Genomic DNA, 18,557 nt, shown 5'->3' with positions numbered 1-18,557 from the left:
AGCTACAGCAGCTCGAATGGAATTGTGCCGCTGGGCAGCAGGTGCATCGGACGGCCGGTGTGGTCGATCACGGTGTCGTCGGCGTGCAGGCCGAGTGCGCCGTAGATGATGGCACAGAAGTCTTCGACGCCGACGGGACGCGACGTCGGATATTCCGCCTTGGCGTTCGTGCTGCCGATCACCTGGCCGTGGCGGTAGCCGCCGCCGGCCAGCAGAATGCTCTGGGCCTGCGGCCAGTGGTCGCGTCCGGCGTCCTTGTTGATGACCGGCGTCCGGCCGAACTCGCCGGCCGACATCACCAGGGTGTCGTCGAGCATTCCGCGCTCGGCGAGATCCTGAATCAGGACGCCGACCGCCCGGTCGTGCCGGGGCATCTTGTGGTCGAGTCCCCCTTTGATATTTCCGTGGTCGTCCCAGTAGCCGGTGTTGAGGGTCACGAAGCGGACGCCCGCTTCGATGAGCCTGCGGGCGACGAGGGCCTGCTCGCCCCAGCCGTCGCCGAAGCGTTGGCGGGTGGATTCGCTCTCCTTTGAGACATCGAATGCGTCGCGAATCCGTCCCGAGAGGACGATATCCAGAGCCTGCTGATCGACGGCGTCGAGCTGATCGAAGACCGCATTCTGCGAAAACTTGTCCTGCAGCCGGTCGAGCTGTTTCTGGAGCGACACGCGATCCAGCAGACCTTCCCGGCTGAGACCGTCGACGAGGGCAAAGCTCTTATGGTCGCCGGTCGGCAGCCTCCCGGCCTCGTTGCCGTAGTTGAACTCACCGAAGCGGAAGGGATTGTGGGAAACTCCCAGCCAGGCTCCGCCGTGGAATCCGAAGCCTCCGTCGTTCATGTTGACCGTCGACAGGGCTCCCTTCGTTCGCGGTCCGAGCAAGTGGGAAGCGATGGCCCCCATTGACGGCTGACGCGGTACGCGGTCGGAACCATTCGCTCCTGTGCGACCGGTGAGCATCCAATGAGCGGCGGCCCAGTGATCGCCGTTGCCGTGCGTGAAGCTGCGGATGACCGAGCAGCGATCCATCACCTTGGCCTGCTCGGGGCAGAGCTCGCAGACATCGAGCCCCGGCAGCGACGACGCGATCGGCCGATAGGGCCCGCGGACCTCCGCGGGCGCCAGGGGCTTCATGTCGAAGGTTTCGAGCTGTGACGGGCCGCCGTGCTGCCAGACCAGGATCACCGATTTCGGGGAGGTTCGCGAGACCGCCTTGCCGCCGGCGTCCGCTGCCCGGGCCTGACTTCGCAGCAGCGACGACAGCGACAGCCCGATCGCGCTGAGCGACCCGACTTCCAGAAACTGCCGTCGACTGACGCCGTCGCAGAATCGCCCCGTCAGCCCCGAATGAATCCGCAGCATAACCCGTCAACTTTCCGCCAGACGCAAACTCGCCGAGACCCTATCTCCGCAAGTTTCGACATCTTATCAACGGTTGCTTGCGCCTGGCAACTTCAGTCATTTGCCGGCGACGGGTTGAACGCCGCTCAGTCGGCCTTCCGAATCCGCACGGCACACGCCTTATACGACGGTTGTTTCGAGTACGGATCGAACACGGCGTCGGTCAGGCGGTTGACTTCCGGATAGTGCATCGGCAGGAAAATCTGCCCCGGCGCGACCTGGGGCGTGAGGAAGGCCTTGGCCGATACAGCCGCCCGGCGGGACTCCACGATGACGGTCTGCTGGGGTTCAATCCCGGCCTTCCGGGCGTCGGTCGGGTTGATTTCCACATACAGACTGGTAGGGGCGAGCTTGCGCAGCACGTCGGATTTCGCCGTGCGGGTCTGGGTATGCCACTGGGCCACGCTCCCACGGCCGGTCAACAGAATCAGCGGCCACGCTGCATCGGGAGGTTCGGGCATGGGACGCGGAGCTTCGTAAAGGAGTTTCGCCTTTTTGTCGGCGTGATAAAACCTGCCGTCTTCGAACAGTCGGCGTTCCTGGGCGACTTCACCGCTTTCTTCGGGACAGGGCCACTGGATTCCCCCTGCCCGGTCGAGATGCTGGTAATCTTCGATCCCGGTGATATCGCACGGCTGCCCGGCGGAGAGTCGTTTCAGGATCTGAAACACGGCCTCCGGAGACGACCACTCGCGGAACATTTCCTGCAAACCGGCCGCCCGCGCGATGAGTTGAAAGATGCGAAAGTCCGACAGGGCCTGCCCCGGAGCACGGGAGACCTGTTTGATCGGGGAGAACCGTCGCTCCGAATTGATGAAGGTCCCCTCCTTTTCTCCCCAGCCGGCGGCCGGCAGAACCAGGTGGGCGAGCTGGGCCGTTTCCGTGGAGACGTACATGTCCTGGACGACCAGAAACTCCAGCCGGCTCAGAATGTCGCGGGCCTGGTCCTGATTGATCCAGGAATGGGCGGGATTGGTGGCGACGACCCACAAGCCCTTGATCTTCCCCTGCAGAATTCCCTCCAGGATCTCGTGGTAGCTCCAACTGTCGCGATCGGGGATCTTCTCGACAGGGATGTCCAGGATCTCCGCGACGTCGGCGCGATCCTGCGGGTTCTTGAAGTCCCGCCCGCCGACGATTCCGGTGGTGTTGCTGAAAAGGCGGGAGCCCATCGCATTGCACTGGCCGGTGATCGAGTTCGCCCCGGTTCCCGGCCGGCCCATGTTTCCGGTCATCAGCGCCAGGTTGATCAGGCTCTGGGCGACGCGGACCCCCTCGTAAGACTGATTGACCCCCATCGTCCACCAGAACGAAACCCGCTCATGATCGTGAATTAGCCGGGTCAGCTCTTCGATCCGCGCTGCCTCCAGCCCGGTTTCCCGGCAGACGACTTCCAGCGGATAATTCGCCACGTGCGCGCGAAAACCATCAAAGCCAGTCGTGTGCCCGGCGAGATAATCCTCGTCCATCCAGCCCCGCTCGATCAGCATTTGCGCCAGGCCATAGAACAGGACCAGGTCGCTTTTGGGCTGAAGCGCGAGATGGTGCGTGGCCGCCATCGCCGTTTCGGTCCGCCGAGGGTCGATGACGACGACCTTCGGCGAGCGACGATTCCGCATCACGCGCTCCCACAGAATGGGGTGTGCGATGCAGGGATTGGCGCCGACGAAAATCAGGACGTCCGATTCTTCCAGGTCGGAGTATGCAAACGGCGGGGCATCAAAGCCGAAGGACTGCTTGTACGCGACTGCCGCCGTGGCCATGCACTGCCGGGTGTTCCCGTCGCCGTGAAGCATCCCCAGGCCGAATTTTCCCAGCGCTCCAAGGAACGCCAGTTCTTCGACCGTCGCTTGGCCGGTGCCCAGCCAGGCCACGGACTCGGCCCCGTGCCGTTCCTGGAGACTCCGCATCCGCCCGACGAAGGTGTGCGCCGCCGTGGTCCAGTCGACCGGTTCGAGCTTCCCGCCGGCGTTTCGCAGCAGCGGCGTCGTGGCTCGGTCCGGGCTGGCGAGCACGCGCAGCGCTTCCCAGCCCTTGGGACAGGCCATGCCGAGATTGACGGGATAGTCGGAGCTCGGCGACAGCCCGATCGCCTCGCCGTCTCGCAGATGGACGTTGAGCCCGCAACCCGTCGAGCAGAACCCACAGACCAGCGTGGTCGTGGCGTCCGGATGATTGCGGACCGGAAGCTGGCCCAGTCCGAACCGGCTGGGTTTCTGGACGAGCTCGCGAGTCAATGGCCCGGTGTGGGCGCGGATCAGTTCCTGGACGGCCTTGGGAATCATGTGCGCACCGCTCCCGGCATCCGCGGCGCCACCGCGGTCATGAAGAACAGCGTCCGTTCGGCCAGTTCGCCTGCCAGCGACAGCCCGAATGTCAAGCCGACCAGCACAACCCAGGTGGACGCCGACGTCTGCGCGGTCTCCTGCAGCATCATCCAGGGGAGAACGAGACCGCCCAGGACTCCCAGGGTGAATCTGCCAATCGACAGGAGTGACAGCGGCCCCGTCTGCAACCTGGCGACCCGTTTCAGGGAGGTATGGTGCCGGTCGAAGCGATGGAGCAGATCCTGCGCTTCGTACGCCAGTTTGGCCGCAGCCGCCGTCATCAGCGGCCAGCCCAGTCGGCCGACGAACTCGGACAGGACCGGGCCGACGCTCAGATCGCGACTCAGCGCGGCGGCGATCGTCGCTGCAAGCAGCGTCGCCGTCAGTCCCAGCCACGCCGCCGTGCCGAAGAATCGCAGGAACGTCCGCGGTCCCGACCAGGTCGGGCGGCGCGTCCAGTGGTAGATCATCGCCGAGCAAAAGACGCCCGCCAGTCCGCTGAGGAGCACCCCCGCCTGCAGCACGTACCATAAAGTCACGGCCATCGTCATCAGCCAGGGGAGAAACGTCATCCCGGCGGCATAGAGCGCGGCGGTCTTCGCGAAGACGCCGAACGCGACGATTTCGCGGCTCAGCCATGACGTCCGCAGCCCCAGAAACGCCCGCCAGGCGAGGTGGGGACGGCCGAGATGCAAGGTCGAGGACCCGAGCGCCAGCAGCCCGAAGCAGAGGGCTGTGACCGCCTGCCAGGGCCGGATGGCGTCAATCATCGGCGTCGTCGCCCCCGCATAGAGGGCCGCACTGACGAAACAGGCTCCGACCGAAAGCTGCGTCAGCACGAGCATCACGATCAGCGGAGCGTGGGCGTCCTCGATCCGGACATTGTAGTAGTCGGCCGGCAGCATGTTGCGCGGAAAGACCTTCTGCGTGCGATAGGTCGTCGTCGGGACGGTCAATTGCGGATCGGGCGCCCCTGGCAGAAAGACGTTGGCCTCGCAGTCCGCGGCGACATCGGCCTTCGAGACCACCTGAATCCGGATCGCCTCGTGCGGACAGGCCTGTACGCAGGCGGGGGCTTCCCCGACGGCCAGCCGCTGGGAGCACATGTCGCACTTGCGGACGATGCCCTTTTTGTGGCTGTATTTCGGCACGTCGTAGGGGCAGGCCAGGACGCAATACTGGCAGCCGAAGCATTGATCGTCGAGGTGCCGCACGATGCCGGTGACGGGGTCTTTTTCGTAAGCCCGCGTCGGGCAGCCGTTCATGCAGGCGGGATCGACGCAGTGGTGGCAGGCCGCGGTGACGTGCTGAATGACCGGGAGCGAGCTGGTTCCGCCGACCAGCAGCCCGACGTCCCGCCAGGTTTCGTGTTCGTCGAGTCCGTTGAGGGAATGGCAGGCGGTGACACAGGCTTTGCAGCCGGAGCAGCGATCGAGGTCGACTTCGAAGGCATACTGCTCGCCCGGTCCCGGCGGTTTCGCCGGCAGGAGCGAGCGGTAGTATTTGGCCTGGGCCGGCAGCGTGTCCGCCGCGTGGAGCTGGGCGAAGCGTTCGACGGCGGTGAGGTCCTGCTGCGCCCCGAGGAGTTCTTCCAGGAACGAGGGGAGGCTCGGGCTTTCGAGCACGGGGAGCGGCAGGTCGGTTTTCACGGGATTCGCTCTTCCGCACGAGAAGGACTCAATCACCGGCCACGAATGTGAGGCGCGCCGACTCTTCTCCGTGGACGACGCTTCGGCACATTCGAAGACCCTCACCCTGGCCCTCTCCCGCTGAAGACAGCGGGAGAGGGGACAAGACTAAAAGACGCATTGTTCGAGAATCGATGTCGCTGGTTTAGACCGACTGACCGATTGCCACCGGACTGCCGCTGCAGGAATGGCAGCCTGTCCCGCACCGGCGCTGCTCGACCGCCGGCGCCTCGGCCAGGCGCCCGGGGGGCGGCAGGTATAACAGGACATCGTCGCCATCGATCTTCACCGGGTAGGTGTCGATCACGTATTCCTCGCCAGTCAGGCACTGGCCTGTTTTGAGTGAGAACGTCTTCTTGTGGAGCGGGCAGGCGACCTTCGGTTCACCCTGCACGTCCCCCAGGATGCCGCGCGAGAGCACGAACTCCCGCTTGTGGGGACACATGTTGGAGGTGGCGTACCATTCGCCGCGGCTGGCGAACTGAAAGACTGCGATCTGCGCATATCCGTAGCGGATGGTTCCGCCGCCATCCTGGGGAAAATCCTTGACGTTCCCGACGCGCACCCAGGTCCGGCCATCGATTGCCGGAATATAAGCCTTGCCGTTCGGCAACTGGAGCTGGGCAAGTTCCGCCTCATCTGGCCAGTCGGCGGGGCGAGACTGGCCCCGTTCGGAGACGAACTCGATGTCCGGCTCGCTTTCGTCCGTGTTGACGAACTGCCGGAACCGCTGCTGCAGTTCCGGATCGTCGACGACGTCTTTCCATTCGCAACGGTAGGTATCGACGACGCGCTGCATCATCGCTTCGAGATCGGCGCACAGCCCGAGCTTGTCGTCGATGACCACGGCCCGCAGGTGTTCGATTCCCCCCTCCAGCTTGTCGAGCCAGACGGAGGTCCGCGTCAGCCGGTCTGCCGTGGTGACGTAATACATCAGGAAGCGGTCGAGATAGCGGATGCAGGTTTCTTCGTCGAGATCGGCCGCCAGCAGGTCGGCATGCCGGGGCTTCGCGCCGCCATTACCGCACACGTAGAGGTTGTAGCCTTGCTCGGTGGCGATCAGTCCGAAGTCTTTCCCCTGGGCCTCGGCGCATTCGCGCACGCAGCCGGAGACGCCCCCTTTGAGCTTGTGCGGCGAGCGGAGCCCCTTGTAGCGGTTTTCTATGCGAATCGCGAAACCGACGGAGTCCCCCACGCCATACCGGCACCAGGTCGATCCGACGCAGCTCTTCACCGTCCGAAGTGATTTTCCGTAGGCATGGCCGCTCTCAAAGCCCGCCTCCACCAGATCCGCCCAGATGTCGGGGAGATCCTGAACCCGCGCACCGAAAAGATCCACCCGCTGCCCGCCGGTGATCTTCGTGTAGAGACCGAACTTCTTCGCAACGGTCCCCAGGGCGATCAACTTGTCGGGTGTGACTTCACCGCCGGCGACCCGCGGCACCACTGAGTAGAGCCCGCCCCGCTGAATATTCGCCAGGAACCGGTCGTTGGTGTCCTGCAGCGTGGCATGTTCGCGTTTCAGGATCGGATCGTTCCACAGGCTGGCGAGAATCGACGCCACTGCCGGCTTGCAGATCTCGCACCCGTGCCCCGCGCCGTGACTGGCCAGCAGCGCGTCGAACGTCCGGCAGCCTTTGACTTTGACAATCTGAAACAGCTCCTGCCGGGTGTAGGCAAAATGCTCGCACAGCGACAGGTCCACCTTCTGCCCGGAGAGTTTCAGTTCCGCGTTGAGAATGTCCGTGACCAGCGGGATGCAACCTCCGCAGCCGGTACCGGCCTTCGTGCACTTCTTGAGTTCGCCGACAGCCGTGACGCCTCCGCGGATCGCTGCGCAAACCGTCCCTTTGGTGACGTTGTTGCACGAGCAGATCTGGCAATCATCGTCGAGGTCCGCCGCTCCGGCCGTGGCGGCCCCGCCCATTCCAAGCAGATCGGACGCCGAGCCCGGCAGCGGCTTGCCGCTCTTGCACAGCGACAGCAGGCGCGTGAAATCGGACGCGTCCCCGACCAGCATCCCACCCAGCAGATGCCGGCCGTCAGAGGTGACCAGCAGCTTCTTGTAGATTCCTGCGATCGGGTCTTCGAACGAGACGCATTTCGCAACATCGGCGTCGGCCTCGTACTGCCCGAACGAGGCGACGTCGACTCCCATCAGCTTGAGCTTGGTCGACAGATCGGCGCCGCGAAACTCGCCGGAATCCCCGGTCAGGTTCTTCGCCAGCGTCTCGGCCATGTCGTAGCCGGGAGCCACGAGGCCATAGATCATCCCGCGGTGCAGTGCGACTTCGCCGATGGCGTAAATGTGCGGGTCGCTGGTCAGGAGGGCATCGTTGACGATCACCCCGCCGCGCGGGCCGAGATCCAGCCCGCAGGCTTTCGCCAGTTCGTCCCGGGGGCGGATGCCCGCTGAGACGACGACCATGTCGACGTCCAGGCTGGTTTCGTCCGCAAACGCCATCCCGGTGACGCGGTGTTCGCCGAGAATCTGCCGGGTCTGCCGATTCAGGTGGACTTTCGCCCCAAGCGACTCGATCTGGCTTACCAGAATCTGCGAGCCGCGCTCGTCGAGCTGCCGTGGCATCAGACGGGGGGCGAACTCGACCACGTGGGCTTCCAGCCCCATATCGAGCACGGCCTTGGCAGCTTCCAGCCCGAGGAGTCCGCCGCCGATCACCGCGGCCCGTTTTGCCGATTCGCCCCAGGCCAGCATCTGGTCGAGATCGTCGATCGTGCGGTAGACGAACACCCCGGGCAGGTCCACTCCGGGTGTTGGCGGTACGAACGGCGACGACCCGGTCGCCAGAACCAGAATGTCGTAGCCGATTCGTCGCCCCTGCTGCGATTCAACCACGCGGTCAAACCGGTTGATGCTCACCGCCTTGTCGCCAACGTGCAGCTCGATGTCGTGCTCAGCGTACCAGGCGGGATCGGCGAGCATGAGCTGCCCGGCGTCGCGGTGCGTGAAGTATTTGCTCAGGCCAACCCTGTCGTAGGCGGGGCGGGACTCTTCGCAGAAGGTGACGATCCGGTACTGATCTTCGACATCGCACTCGACCAGTCGTTCGCAGAAGCGATGGCCGACCATGCCGTTGCCGATCACTACGATGGTGCGGGGTTCGCGGGAAGGTGTCTGTGAAATCATCGGGCAGCTCCGAATCCGATCGGCGAAGTCGTGTCCAGTCGGAGATCTCCGTGGAGCAAATTCCGCAGCCGTTGATCGCGGGATCTCATTCAGGCGGCGTCGCTCTTCGGAGAGCCGAAGTTTCGAGTGCGGAACTTCTCGCTCGGATTCGCCGCCGGGGATGCGGTTTAGCATGACTCGACTGCGGGTTTCCGAAGTCGACGGGCAAGTTCATGCCCATTCGCGCGGCACTCCACTGCTGCCGCGGCGAGCATGCCTGCCCCTGATTTCCCGAGAGACTTTGCAGACTGGTGCGGCAACGCCTCGATTTTCAGCAGCAATGCCGTTGCCGGTCGATGTGGGGAACGGCATTTGCTTTTGCCGGAAAGAGGGTCATCTCGACCCCACCCATGATGTCCCGCTGATGTGAATCCTCTGATGGTTGAACGGTCTGCACGCACGACCTGGTCGTCGGCTGACGCCGCTGAGAGCGGAGTGCTGCCGGTGCGGACCAGCTCGGCCCGGCTGCTGGGGCAGCGGTCCTGGTGGGCCTTCGCGCTGGTGGCGGCCCTGCTGGTGTTCCATCAGGCGCTGCTGCAGCCGGCAATCGCCCGGCTGACGACCGACGCTCCGGTGATCAATGTCTCCGGACGTCAGCGGATGCTCAGCCAGGAGCTCGCCAAGTCGGCGCTGGCGATGACCGCGGCGGATTCCCCCAGGGAACGGGAGCGGCGGCGCGACGAGCTGGCGACGACCCTGTCCGAGTGGCGTCTCTCTCAGCACGGTCTGCAGAAGGGCGATGCGGCCCGTCAGCTTCCGGGAAACAGCAGCCCCGACGTCCGACGGGCCTTTGACGAATTGAACCCGCACTTTGAAGCGATGGTGTCGGCCGCGGAATCGCTGCTGTCGGCCGCGTCCCCCCCGGATCCCGCGGCGACGCGCGCGGCGCTGGGGTCGCTCCTTGAGCATGAGTCGGAATTCCTGCCCCGGATGCACGAGATCGTGGGACTTTACGAAGCCGACGCCCGTCGGCACGTGGAGCAGCTCCAGCGGCTGGGGCTGATCGTCATGCTGGCCATCCTCGGAATCCTGGTGGCTTTGCAGCTCACGGTGGTTCGGCCGGCCATCCGGCTCGTCCGACGGGAGTTCGCCGAGTCGGAGGCTCAATACCAGCGACTGGTCGAGTCGATGAACGACGGCCTGGTGATGTTTGACGCGGCCGGGCGCGTGCAGTTCGCCAATCGCCGGTTCGGCGCGATGCTCGGTCTGCCGCGCGAAGACGTCAATCACAAGCCGGCCTCCGTTCTGCTGGCCGATTCCGACCGTCGGCGATTCGACGGACTGCTGCACCACACCTCCGGCCAGATCGGCCCGGTGGAGATTTCATTTCAGCATGCGGCCGGCCGGACCATCGATACGATCGTTTCTCCGCAAGGGCTGCAGAACCTGCACGGCGAGCCACAGGGCCTGCTGCTTGTCGTGACGGATATGACCGAGCGGAAGGCGGGGGAACAGCGGAGTCGCGAACTGCTCGATCAACTGGCACACGCCAACCGGTTGAAGTCGATGGGAGAAATGGCGGCCTCGCTGGCTCATGAAATCAACCAGCCGCTGGGCGCGATCGCCAACTACGCCGAAGGCGCACTGGCCCGGTTGCCGGCGCTGGGGCACGAAGCGGGCGAGCTTGAAGCCCCCCTGCGGTCGATTCTGCGCTCGACGCTCCGCGGCGGCGAGATCATCCGAAGGGCACGCAGCTTCTCGCAGCGCCGCCCGCATTGCCTGGAGCTGGAATCCATCAACAGCCTGGTGCGCGAAGTCGAGCAACTCTGTCTCCCCGAAGCGCGCCGGCGGGGAGTGTCGCTCGAACTGCAGCTCGGCGACGATCTGCCGGACGTTCCGGTCGATGGAATTCAGATTCAGCAGATCCTGACGAATCTGATTCAGAACGCGTTCGATGCGCTGTCCGCCGTGGAACCGTATCGGCGACGAGTGAGTCTGACCACGCGACTCGCCGGCGATGGGGATGTGGAAGTCCGAGTTGCGGACACAGGTCCGGGCATTGCATTCGACGACGCCGAACGGCTGTTTGAGCCGTTCGTCACGACGCGGGCCGAGGGGACCGGGATGGGGCTGGCGATTGCCCGCAACATTGCCACGGCGCACGGCGGATCGCTGCAGGTCGAGTCTCACAACGACGGCGGCGCCGTGTTTCGGCTGATGCTGCCGCTCCACCCCCCTGCTCTGCAGGATCTTCCCGCCAGCCGGCCCGCCGAGGAGGAGGCCATTCATGCCTGACGAGCCGTCCACGGTGTTCATTGTCGATGATGACGACGAGATGCGAGAATCCCTCGAGTATCTGCTGAAGTCGGTCGGTATTCGCACGAAGTCGTATTCGTCCGCGACCGCATTTCTGACCGACTACCAGCGGTCGCAGCCCGGCTGTCTGGTCTGCGACGTGCGGATGCCCGATCTCAGCGGCCTCGACCTCGCCGAGCGGCTGGTTCAGATGGGCATCCGCCTGCCGGTCATTTTCATGACCGCGCACGCCGACGTCCCGATGGCGGTGCGGGCACTCAAGTCCGGCGCGGCGGAATTCATCGAAAAGCCGTTCAATGCTCAGTCGATGCTCGAACGGATCCAGCGGGCGATGGTGGAGGATCGCAAGCAGCGCGCCGCCGCCGCTCACTGGAACGAATTCGCCGCAAAAATGGCAACGCTGACCCCCAAGGAGCGCGAGTCGCTGGTAATGGTCCTTGAAGGCGCCCCCAACAAGGCCGTGGCGGCCCGGATGGACATCACCGAGCGGGCGGTCGAAATGCGCAGGGCCTCCATCATGAAGAAGTTGAATGCCCATTCGCTCGCCGAACTGATCCGGCTCGTCACCGAGCACGAGCACAACGCCCATTGCCACTGTCCGCCCCGTCCGACGTGAAGCTCGGCCCGGCGGCGCACTATGCGACGGACTCGCCGTAGTGGACTGCGAGCCAGACCGTCGGTTCCTCCGAAGTCGTCCATTCCACGCGATGCCGCCGGTGCGGCGCGATGTTGAGCGCATTGCCGGTGTGCAACTCGATGGTTTCCTCGGGGTCTGCCAGCCGCAGCCGAGCCGAACCGCGCAGAACCAGCACCCACTCCGCCTGGGGCTGGTCGTACCAGAAGCCGGGCGGCGACGCGTGACCGTGTGAAACGATCCGTTCGATGCGCACCGCCGGCGCCGAGACCAGGGTCTCGAACAGTTCTTCAGGCAGCGAACTCGGCACGTTTGCCAGCAGATTCATTAACGCGTTCATCATGATTTCGCTCCTTCTCTGCAGTCGTCGGCCCCTCGCCGAGTCTTCACCGCCACGACCTGGCGCGTCAAGTCCGTGGTGGTATGCTGGTTGCAATCAGGAGACTTGCGCATGACCTCTGACGATCTTTGCTTCGATCGCCGCCAGGCGCTGCTTGCACTGGGGGCGGCCGCCGCCGGAGCTGCAGGGTCACTTTCTGCCGCGGAACCGACCGGCCTCGTCGCCGGGATCGAGAAGGAAACGCTGGCCCACGGACGGGATGGGACCGACCCCACGTGGTTCCATCCGCGGGCCTGCGTCGTTCCGACTGCGGGCGGTCCGCTGGTGTTCATGACGCTGCAGACGATTGGGGGCTCCGATTATTTCGGGCCAGTCCACTGGATGACGACCGCCGACCTGGGACGGACCTGGACGGCGCCGGAGCCGGTTCCGTCGCTGGGGCGCGTGCCACAGGCGAGCGGCTGGGACGAGGGGGTCTGCGATGTCGTACCGGAGTATCATCCGCCGACTGGCACGGTTCTCGCGATGGGGCACAACGTCTTTTATCGCGGCCCCCGCTTCGAGAAGCAGCAGCCGGCGCGCTGGCCGGTTTATTCGGTCTGGAAGGACGGCCGATGGGGGCCGCGGCGCAAGCTGGAATGGGACGATCCCCGCGGCAATAATATCTACACGAACAACTGCGGACAGCGGGTGGTGCTTCCGAACGGGCAGATCGCGTTCGTGATGTCATTCGGTGCGGCTCAGACGGGGAGATCTGCGGCGGGTGTGCGCTGTTCGTTCGATGGGGACAAGCTCTCCATCGAGCAGGTGGGACGCGAAATGAAGCACGCCGCCGGCCGGGGGCTGCTGGAGCCTTCGCTGGTCCACTGGCGCGACAAATACTACGTGACGCTGCGCGCCGAAGACGAGCGAGGTTACGTCGCCGCCAGCGACGACGGACTCGATTTCGCCGAGAAGCGGCCCTGGACCTGGGCCGATGGGTCGATCATTCCGATGTCGACGACGCAGCAGCACTGGCTGGCCCATTCGGAGGGGCTGTTCCTCGTCTATACACGTAAGGACGCCAGCAACCTGAAGGTGCCGCGCTGGCGGACGCCCCTGTTCATGAGCCAGGTTGACCCGGTCACGCTCCGTCTGCGCCGGGATACCGAACGGATCGTCCTGCCGCTGGTCGGAGACGGGTTAAATGCTCCCCAGGACGTGGCTTACAGCGGGAATTTTCATCCCGTCAGCGTCAGCCCGCGCGAGTCCTGGGTGACCGACGGCGAGATGCGTCCCAGGCACGGTTACCGCGGCGATCTCCTCCTCGCACGGATCCGCTGGTCGCAGCCAAATCGGCTGGCTCGCGGCTGACCTTGCGGAGGTCGATTCCCGTTGGCCCGTCGAGGCCAGGCCTGGCCGTATGACCTTGGATTCCGTCCGCGACCGGAATCGCGCCCGAGTTCAGCCAGTGGTATTGCCGGCATTGCTGGCAGGACCAGAACGGGAGATCCGTATCGACGGATTGAGTCACATGGCAGCTTTCGCAGCAACGCGCGACCACCGGCCGAAGCTCCGAGACGCTTGCCAGCGCTAGTCGGCACGCCTCCGCCGCACCGAAACCTGCGATCACCACCGCAATGACGATCAGGAGAGGCTGAAAAACGGCCCGCATGTCATTCTCACCGAGTACGTGGCGACACGGAGTCATGGAGGACTCCTGCCTGCCGCCACCTCTGGAGTTAAACACCCGTCGGCGCGAGAAGGTTTCGCAACAAATCACGCCACTGCACGTAATGCCACTTCGCGAGTGAGGCGAGGCCGATCCATTCTCACCTGACAAGGGCGCATATCCGGCCGCGAACAACTCTTCCTTCCGACGTCCCGATCACCCCCGCGGCGGGTAGATCACGTTCCAGTCGGACTTCATGTCGACCACGGTCCAGCCCCTGACGCCGGCCTCGTCGAGTCCCTTGTCAAGCTGGCCGATGTGAGACTTCCGGTCGTAGGCCCATTCCCGTTCGGCGTCGGTGTGATGGACGAAGAGGCAGAAACGCGGGCCGGGGCCCGCGGCGGTCCACTGGAGCATCTCCAAGTCGCCGTCGGAGTTGCCGAAGGCCGCGATTGGACGGCGGCCGATGTGGGCGTTGATGCCGACCGGCTTGCCGGCCTTGTCGTCGATGAAGTCGACTTCCGGCAGCCGGATCAGGACCGGCTTCCCGTCGCGCAGTTCGAACTTCGTTTTGATGCTGCTGCCGACGACTTGTTCCGGGGGGACGCCGTAGACCCGTTCGGCGAAGACCCGCATGAACTCAATTCCGCCGCCGGAGACGATGAACGTTTTGAAGCCGTTGGCCCGCAGGTAGGCGAGGAGCTCCAGCATCGGCTGATAGACCATCTCCGTATACGGGCGGCCGGTCGTCGGGTGCCTGGCCGTGGCGAACCAGTCGCGAACGATCTGTTCGAAGTCTTCGGTCGTCATGCCGGCGTGGGTGACCGTGAGGATTTCGACGATGGCCTTTTCGCCGCCGGCGAGGGCGGCTTGCGTATCGCCTTTGAGGAGCGAGGCGAACGGCTCCTGCTCCTTCCACTCGGGGTGCTGCGGGGCGAGGGCCTTGACGCGGTCGAGGGCGAAGAAGAGCTGAAAGTACATCGGCTGTTCGGCCCAGAGAGTGCCGTCATTGTCGAACGTGGCGATGCGTTCTCGTTCCGGCACGAAGTCGACTCCCCCTTCCCGGGTCGTCCTGGCGACGAAGTCGAGAATCGCCTGCTTCGATGGCCCTGCGTTCCACGACGGCAGTCCGTCGCCAGCCGCCTGCAGGCGGCCGTCTGCGAGCCCGCTACTGCAGACAACAGCGGCGAGCACGAGGCAACGGGCCGCGAGTAACATGGGAGCCCCTTGGTGTTCTGTGCGGATCTCTGAGAAGGCTGCCGACCGCGGGGTGCGGTCGGCAGCTCGAATTCCATCGGGACCGACGAACGCCTACTTGTGGTGACCTTCCTGCAGTTTCTGCATGATATCGTCCAGGTTGAAACTGCCGGCTTTCTGCCGCGGCGGAAACTCCTTGAAGGTCATCAGAAACTCGCCGACCATGTCCTGGGCCGGGTAGAGCAGGAACACGCGGTCGAGGAGCCAGTCGTAGTAGGTGTTCGACGTAATGTCGGCCCGCTCGTAGGGGTCCATCCGCAGATTGAAGATCTTGGGGACGCGAAGGCTGACGAACGGCTCGGCCCAGATGCGCAGCGTCCCCTCCACCCGCTGTTCCAGGAAGACCATCTTCCAGTTGTCGTACCGCAGCGACGTCAACTGCTGGTCGTCGTTGCAATAAATGAACCCTTGCCGCGGGCTCTTCTCGGTTTTTCCGGTCAGATACGGCAGCAGGTTGTGTCCGTCGAGGTGCACCTTGAACGACGATTCCCCGGCCTGATAGCCCTTGAGCAGTTTCTGCGTCACGTCCGGGTCGCCCGCCATCGCCACCAGCGTCGGCGCCCAGTCCAGGTGCGAGACAATCTGGTTGGAGACTGTTCCGGGCTGGATCTTCCCCGGCCAGCGGACCATGCAGGGGACGCGGTAGGCCCCTTCCCAGTTGGAGTTCTTCTCGTTGCGGAACGGCGTCATGGCCCCGTCCGGCCAGGTATTCATGTGGGGGCCATTGTCGGTTGAATACATGACGAAGGTGTTGTCCGCGACCCCGGCGTCGTCGAGGGCCTTGAGGACCGCGCCGACGTTTTTGTCGTGGTCGATCATGGCGTCGGCATACTCGCCCATCCAGCGCCCAGCCTGCCCCTTGCTTTCCGGTTTGACGTGAGTCCGGAAGTGCATGTGGGTGAAATTCACCCAGACGAAGAAGGGCTTGCCGGCTTTGGCCTGTCGCTCGATGAACTCTGCAGCGCGGCCGGCGACGTCGTCGTCGATCGTTTCCATCCGCTTTCGCGTCAGCGGACCGGTATCCTTGATGGTCTGACGGCCGATCTTGCCGAAGCGCGGGTCGACCGTGGGGTCGTCCGTCTCCGACGCCCGGCAGTCGAGCACGCCGCGGGGACCGTACTTCTTGCGGAACTCGGGATCTTTCGGGTAGTCGACGTTCTCCGGCTCTTCCTCGGCGTTGAGGTGATACAGGTTGCCGTAAAACTCGTCGAAGCCGTGAACCGTCGGCAGGAATTCGTTGCGGTCGCCGAGATGGTTCTTGCCGAACTGGCCGGTGACATATCCCAGCGGCTTCAGGAGATCGGCAATCGTCGGGTCTTCCTTCTGCAGACCCTGCGGCGCCCCGGGGACGCCAACTTTCGTCAGTCCGGTCCGCATGCCATGCTGTCCGGTGATAAAGGAGGCCCGACCGGCCGTACAGCTCTGCTCGCCGTAATAGTCGGTGAAGAGCATCCCCTCCCGGGCGATGCGGTCGATATTCGGCGTCTGGTACCCCATCAGACCGTGGGTGTAGATGCTGACATTCGACTGGCCGATATCGTCGCCCCAGATGATGCAGATGTTCGGCTTCTTGCCGGACTGCGCCAGCGAGGCGGCGACCAGTTCGTTATGCGCGGCGACGGCGAGCTGATCGCCCCGGCTGAGGCCTTTTGAGCAGCAGCCGGAGCCGGCTTGCGAACAGGTCGGCACGGAGAGGTTAACGCTGGCGGTGCTTGACGTGGCCTCGTTGATGCTCGGAAACTCCATCGCGGCACTGGCTACGGGGCGAACTTCAAGCGTGGCGGCGGCGAAACCGAGCACGCCCCCGAACAAGAGAATCATCCACGCGGACGACCACTGACTTTTCAGCATTCCAATTCCTCCATCGAACACGTTGAAACGCCGACACCCGCAATCCGACAAACATACTACGGGCCTGCGGTGACGAGAGACTTCACACACCGGAAACCGACATGCGACATGCCGGTATCGGGGGTGCAACCGTGCCGGGCGCTGGGACGGTAGCGGGAACAGTAACTGTCGTTGCACAGAAACGAACCGCCGCGCTGACTGCGCTGGGTCATGAAAGGACGCGAAGAGTTGCGACCGGATTCGGGACCGGACGGAGAAAGAGTAACGTCGGTCTGTGAACGGCGTGCGTAGAGATCGGGGTCGTACCTGTCGGCACACCACTCCCAGACATTGCCGGCCATATCGTACAGTCCGTATCCGTTCGCGGGAAACGATTTCACTGGGGCCGTGCGCACAAATCCGTCGGCGGACGTGTTGCGATTCGGAAACGTGCCCGTCCAGAGATTGGCCGGAGGGCGAGCGTCGTCGGGGGGCTCATGGCCCCAGACGTAGGGAGCGCGGTCGAGCCCGCCACGGGCGGCGTATTCCCATTCGGCTTCCGTCGGCAGGCGCTTGCCGGCCCACTTCGCGTAGGCGACGGCGTCGTCCCAGGAAATGTGGACAACCGGGTGATCTTCACGATTGGCCAGATCACTGCCGGGGCCCTCGGGATGTCGCCAGTTCGCGCCCGGCGTCCAGGTCCACCATTGCGAGACATCATCCAGCGGGACGGGGTATTCGGGAGGCGTAAAGACCAGCGAGCCGGGGACCAGCAGTTCGGGCGGCGGAGCGGGAGTCCCGGGCGGCGACTGGGCGAGGATCTCTTCGGCGGTCGGGGCGCGTTCCGCGGTGGTCAGGTACTGCGTCGCGTCGACGAACTTCCGGAACTGCGAGTTGGTGACTTCGGTCGCATCGATCCAGAACCCTTCGACGCGGACACGATGTGCCGGCTTCTCATCCTTCCACGCGTCCTTGGCGTCGGTCCCCATCCAGAACTCGCCGGGGGGAATCCAGGCCATGCCGTCCGGTACAGATGCAGATTCCGGGCGCGAACCGGCCAGTCGCGTCAGCCCGTAGGAGACGCCAAACGCACCGACGCCCAGCAGCAGCAGGATGACGATTCGAAGTCGCGACATGAGTGACGAATCAATTTTGATGGGAATCGCCAATGACCTGACGGGAATGGCGTCGCCAGCAGACGGGCGCGGCGCAAGGGATTGAGACACGGTATCCCGCTGACCGGCCGCACGCCAATCACTGGGAGGCAGGTCCTACTGCCAGGAGGATCGCCCGGTACTGACTGGCGCACCCGGCGATCACCAGCAGGTGCCAGATGGCGTGGGCATAGCGCACGCGGGCGCTGAGCGCCAGAAAGATCGCTCCGACGCCGAAACAGGCGCCGCCGAGGAAGAGCCACGGCAGCAGACCGGGAGGGGCCTGGCGGGCCATTTCGCCGAAGCCTGCGACCGGCAGGCAGCCCATCACGCCGAAGGCGGACTTGTCCGGCCCCGACAGGTCGCGGACCTGCAGGCAGCGGGCGACGCCCGCCGCGGCGCACAGCCACATGACTACGTGCAGCAACTGCCACCAGCCGTGGTCCAGCAGGGCGACGCCGAACGGCGTGTACGTCCCCGCCATCAGCAGAAAGATGCTGGCCTGATCGAGCGTCCGGAACCGCTTCCGGCGCTCGATGTCGTGAAAGACGTGCGAGAGGGTCGAACTGCCGAAGGTGAGCAGCAGCGTCGCGGCGTAAATGTCGCAGGCAGCGCGGATGGCCGGCGAACGGTCCGCCACGAGCCAGAGCAGGTAGACGGCAGCCGGAATGCTCAGCACAAACGCCGCCCCGTGCGTGATCACGTTAGCCAGTTCGTCATCGGGGCGCTCGGCGCTGGTCATTGGAAGTCTGTCGGTCAAACAAAACGGGGGCGGAGACGGCCCTGCGTCGAGGCCGCCTCCGAGTTTGACGCGAGTCCGGCGCTGCCGCCAG

12 protein-coding genes are annotated in these 18,557 nt (G+C 64.6%); 3 read left to right on the top strand and 9 right to left on the bottom strand.

The features are described from left to right. Nucleotides 1-2: 2 nt before the first annotated feature. The 4 genes from SH412_RS10880 to nirB all read right to left on the bottom strand — a co-directional run bounded on the left by SH412_RS10880 (nucleotide 3) and on the right by nirB (nucleotide 8,563). Nucleotides 3-1,361, bottom strand: coding sequence for a DUF1501 domain-containing protein (locus tag SH412_RS10880; RefSeq protein WP_336523540.1), 1,359 nt, complete (start codon nucleotides 1,359-1,361; stop codon nucleotides 3-5). Between the two features lie 125 nt (nucleotides 1,362-1,486). Beyond that, nucleotides 1,487-3,685 carry a molybdopterin oxidoreductase family protein gene (locus tag SH412_RS10875; RefSeq protein WP_336523539.1) on the bottom strand — a complete coding sequence of 733 codons (2,199 nt, stop codon included), beginning with the start codon at nucleotides 3,683-3,685 and terminating at the stop codon, nucleotides 1,487-1,489. Beyond that, nucleotides 3,682-5,376: a DmsC/YnfH family molybdoenzyme membrane anchor subunit gene (locus SH412_RS10870; RefSeq protein WP_336523538.1), complete on the bottom strand. Its 1,695-nt coding sequence runs from the start codon at nucleotides 5,374-5,376 to the stop codon at nucleotides 3,682-3,684. The genes SH412_RS10875 and SH412_RS10870 overlap by 4 nt, the downstream gene beginning before the upstream one ends. Before the next feature lie 184 nt (nucleotides 5,377-5,560). Then, nucleotides 5,561-8,563 carry a nitrite reductase large subunit NirB gene (gene nirB, locus SH412_RS10865; RefSeq protein ID WP_336523537.1) on the bottom strand — a complete coding sequence of 1,001 codons (3,003 nt, stop codon included), beginning with the start codon at nucleotides 8,561-8,563 and terminating at the stop codon, nucleotides 5,561-5,563. Nucleotides 8,564-8,980: 417 nt separating this feature from the next. Here nirB and SH412_RS10860 point away from each other — a divergent pair, with 417 nt between their 5' ends. Further along, on the top strand, nucleotides 8,981-10,837 hold the full coding sequence (locus SH412_RS10860) for an ATP-binding protein (RefSeq protein ID WP_336523536.1): 1,857 nt from the start codon (nucleotides 8,981-8,983) through the stop codon (nucleotides 10,835-10,837). After that, nucleotides 10,830-11,474 (top strand): response regulator transcription factor, encoded by a 645-nt coding sequence (locus SH412_RS10855; RefSeq protein ID WP_336523535.1) that lies wholly within the window; start codon nucleotides 10,830-10,832, stop codon nucleotides 11,472-11,474. The genes SH412_RS10860 and SH412_RS10855 overlap by 8 nt, the downstream gene beginning before the upstream one ends. 19 nt (nucleotides 11,475-11,493) lie before the next feature. Here SH412_RS10855 and SH412_RS10850 read toward each other — a convergent pair whose 3' ends face one another. Beyond that, nucleotides 11,494-11,835, bottom strand: coding sequence for a cupin domain-containing protein (locus SH412_RS10850; RefSeq protein WP_336523534.1), 342 nt, complete (start codon nucleotides 11,833-11,835; stop codon nucleotides 11,494-11,496). A gap of 108 nt (nucleotides 11,836-11,943) precedes the next feature. Here SH412_RS10850 and SH412_RS10845 point away from each other — a divergent pair, with 108 nt between their 5' ends. After that, nucleotides 11,944-13,185 carry a sialidase family protein gene (locus SH412_RS10845; protein ID WP_336523533.1) on the top strand — a complete coding sequence of 414 codons (1,242 nt, stop codon included), beginning with the start codon at nucleotides 11,944-11,946 and terminating at the stop codon, nucleotides 13,183-13,185. A gap of 514 nt (nucleotides 13,186-13,699) precedes the next feature. Here the strand turns inward: SH412_RS10845 and SH412_RS10840 are convergent. The 4 genes from SH412_RS10840 to trhA all read right to left on the bottom strand — a co-directional run bounded on the left by SH412_RS10840 (nucleotide 13,700) and on the right by trhA (nucleotide 18,466). Then, nucleotides 13,700-14,701 carry an HAD family hydrolase gene (locus SH412_RS10840; protein ID WP_336523532.1) on the bottom strand — a complete coding sequence of 334 codons (1,002 nt, stop codon included), beginning with the start codon at nucleotides 14,699-14,701 and terminating at the stop codon, nucleotides 13,700-13,702. A gap of 93 nt (nucleotides 14,702-14,794) precedes the next feature. Beyond that, complete coding sequence (locus SH412_RS10835; protein ID WP_336523531.1) at nucleotides 14,795-16,591, bottom strand: arylsulfatase; 1,797 nt, start codon at nucleotides 16,589-16,591, stop codon at nucleotides 14,795-14,797. Between the two features lie 56 nt (nucleotides 16,592-16,647). Then, on the bottom strand, nucleotides 16,648-17,706 hold the full coding sequence (locus SH412_RS10830; protein ID WP_336523530.1) for a formylglycine-generating enzyme family protein: 1,059 nt from the start codon (nucleotides 17,704-17,706) through the stop codon (nucleotides 16,648-16,650). A gap of 118 nt (nucleotides 17,707-17,824) precedes the next feature. After that, a complete protein-coding gene (gene trhA, locus SH412_RS10825) occupies nucleotides 17,825-18,466 on the bottom strand; it encodes a PAQR family membrane homeostasis protein TrhA (RefSeq protein ID WP_336523529.1) in 642 nt (213 codons plus the stop codon). Between the last annotated feature and the right edge of the window lie 91 nt (nucleotides 18,467-18,557).

This window comes from Planctellipticum variicoloris, from assembly GCF_030622045.1.
Lineage (GTDB): Bacteria > Planctomycetota > Planctomycetia > Planctomycetales > Planctomycetaceae > Planctellipticum > Planctellipticum variicoloris.
This window is presented reverse-complemented; position numbering and strand designations above follow the sequence as displayed.

Excerpts from the sequence above, each read along its gene's own strand:
- SH412_RS10880 (WP_336523540.1), bottom strand. The coding sequence starts at position 1,361 with ATGCTGCGGATTCATTCGGGGCTGACGGGGCGATTCTGCGACGGCGTC.
- SH412_RS10875 (WP_336523539.1), bottom strand. The coding sequence starts at position 3,685 with ATGATTCCCAAGGCCGTCCAGGAACTGATCCGCGCCCACACCGGGCCA.
- nirB (WP_336523537.1), bottom strand. The coding sequence starts at position 8,563 with ATGATTTCACAGACACCTTCCCGCGAACCCCGCACCATCGTAGTGATC.
- SH412_RS10860 (WP_336523536.1), top strand. The coding sequence starts at position 8,981 with ATGGTTGAACGGTCTGCACGCACGACCTGGTCGTCGGCTGACGCCGCT.
- SH412_RS10855 (WP_336523535.1), top strand. The coding sequence starts at position 10,830 with ATGCCTGACGAGCCGTCCACGGTGTTCATTGTCGATGATGACGACGAG.
- SH412_RS10850 (WP_336523534.1), bottom strand. The coding sequence starts at position 11,835 with ATGATGAACGCGTTAATGAATCTGCTGGCAAACGTGCCGAGTTCGCTG.
- SH412_RS10845 (WP_336523533.1), top strand. The coding sequence starts at position 11,944 with ATGACCTCTGACGATCTTTGCTTCGATCGCCGCCAGGCGCTGCTTGCA.
- SH412_RS10840 (WP_336523532.1), bottom strand. The coding sequence starts at position 14,701 with ATGTTACTCGCGGCCCGTTGCCTCGTGCTCGCCGCTGTTGTCTGCAGT.
- SH412_RS10835 (WP_336523531.1), bottom strand. The coding sequence starts at position 16,591 with ATGCTGAAAAGTCAGTGGTCGTCCGCGTGGATGATTCTCTTGTTCGGG.
- SH412_RS10830 (WP_336523530.1), bottom strand. The coding sequence starts at position 17,706 with ATGTCGCGACTTCGAATCGTCATCCTGCTGCTGCTGGGCGTCGGTGCG.
- trhA (WP_336523529.1), bottom strand. The coding sequence starts at position 18,466 with ATGACCAGCGCCGAGCGCCCCGATGACGAACTGGCTAACGTGATCACG.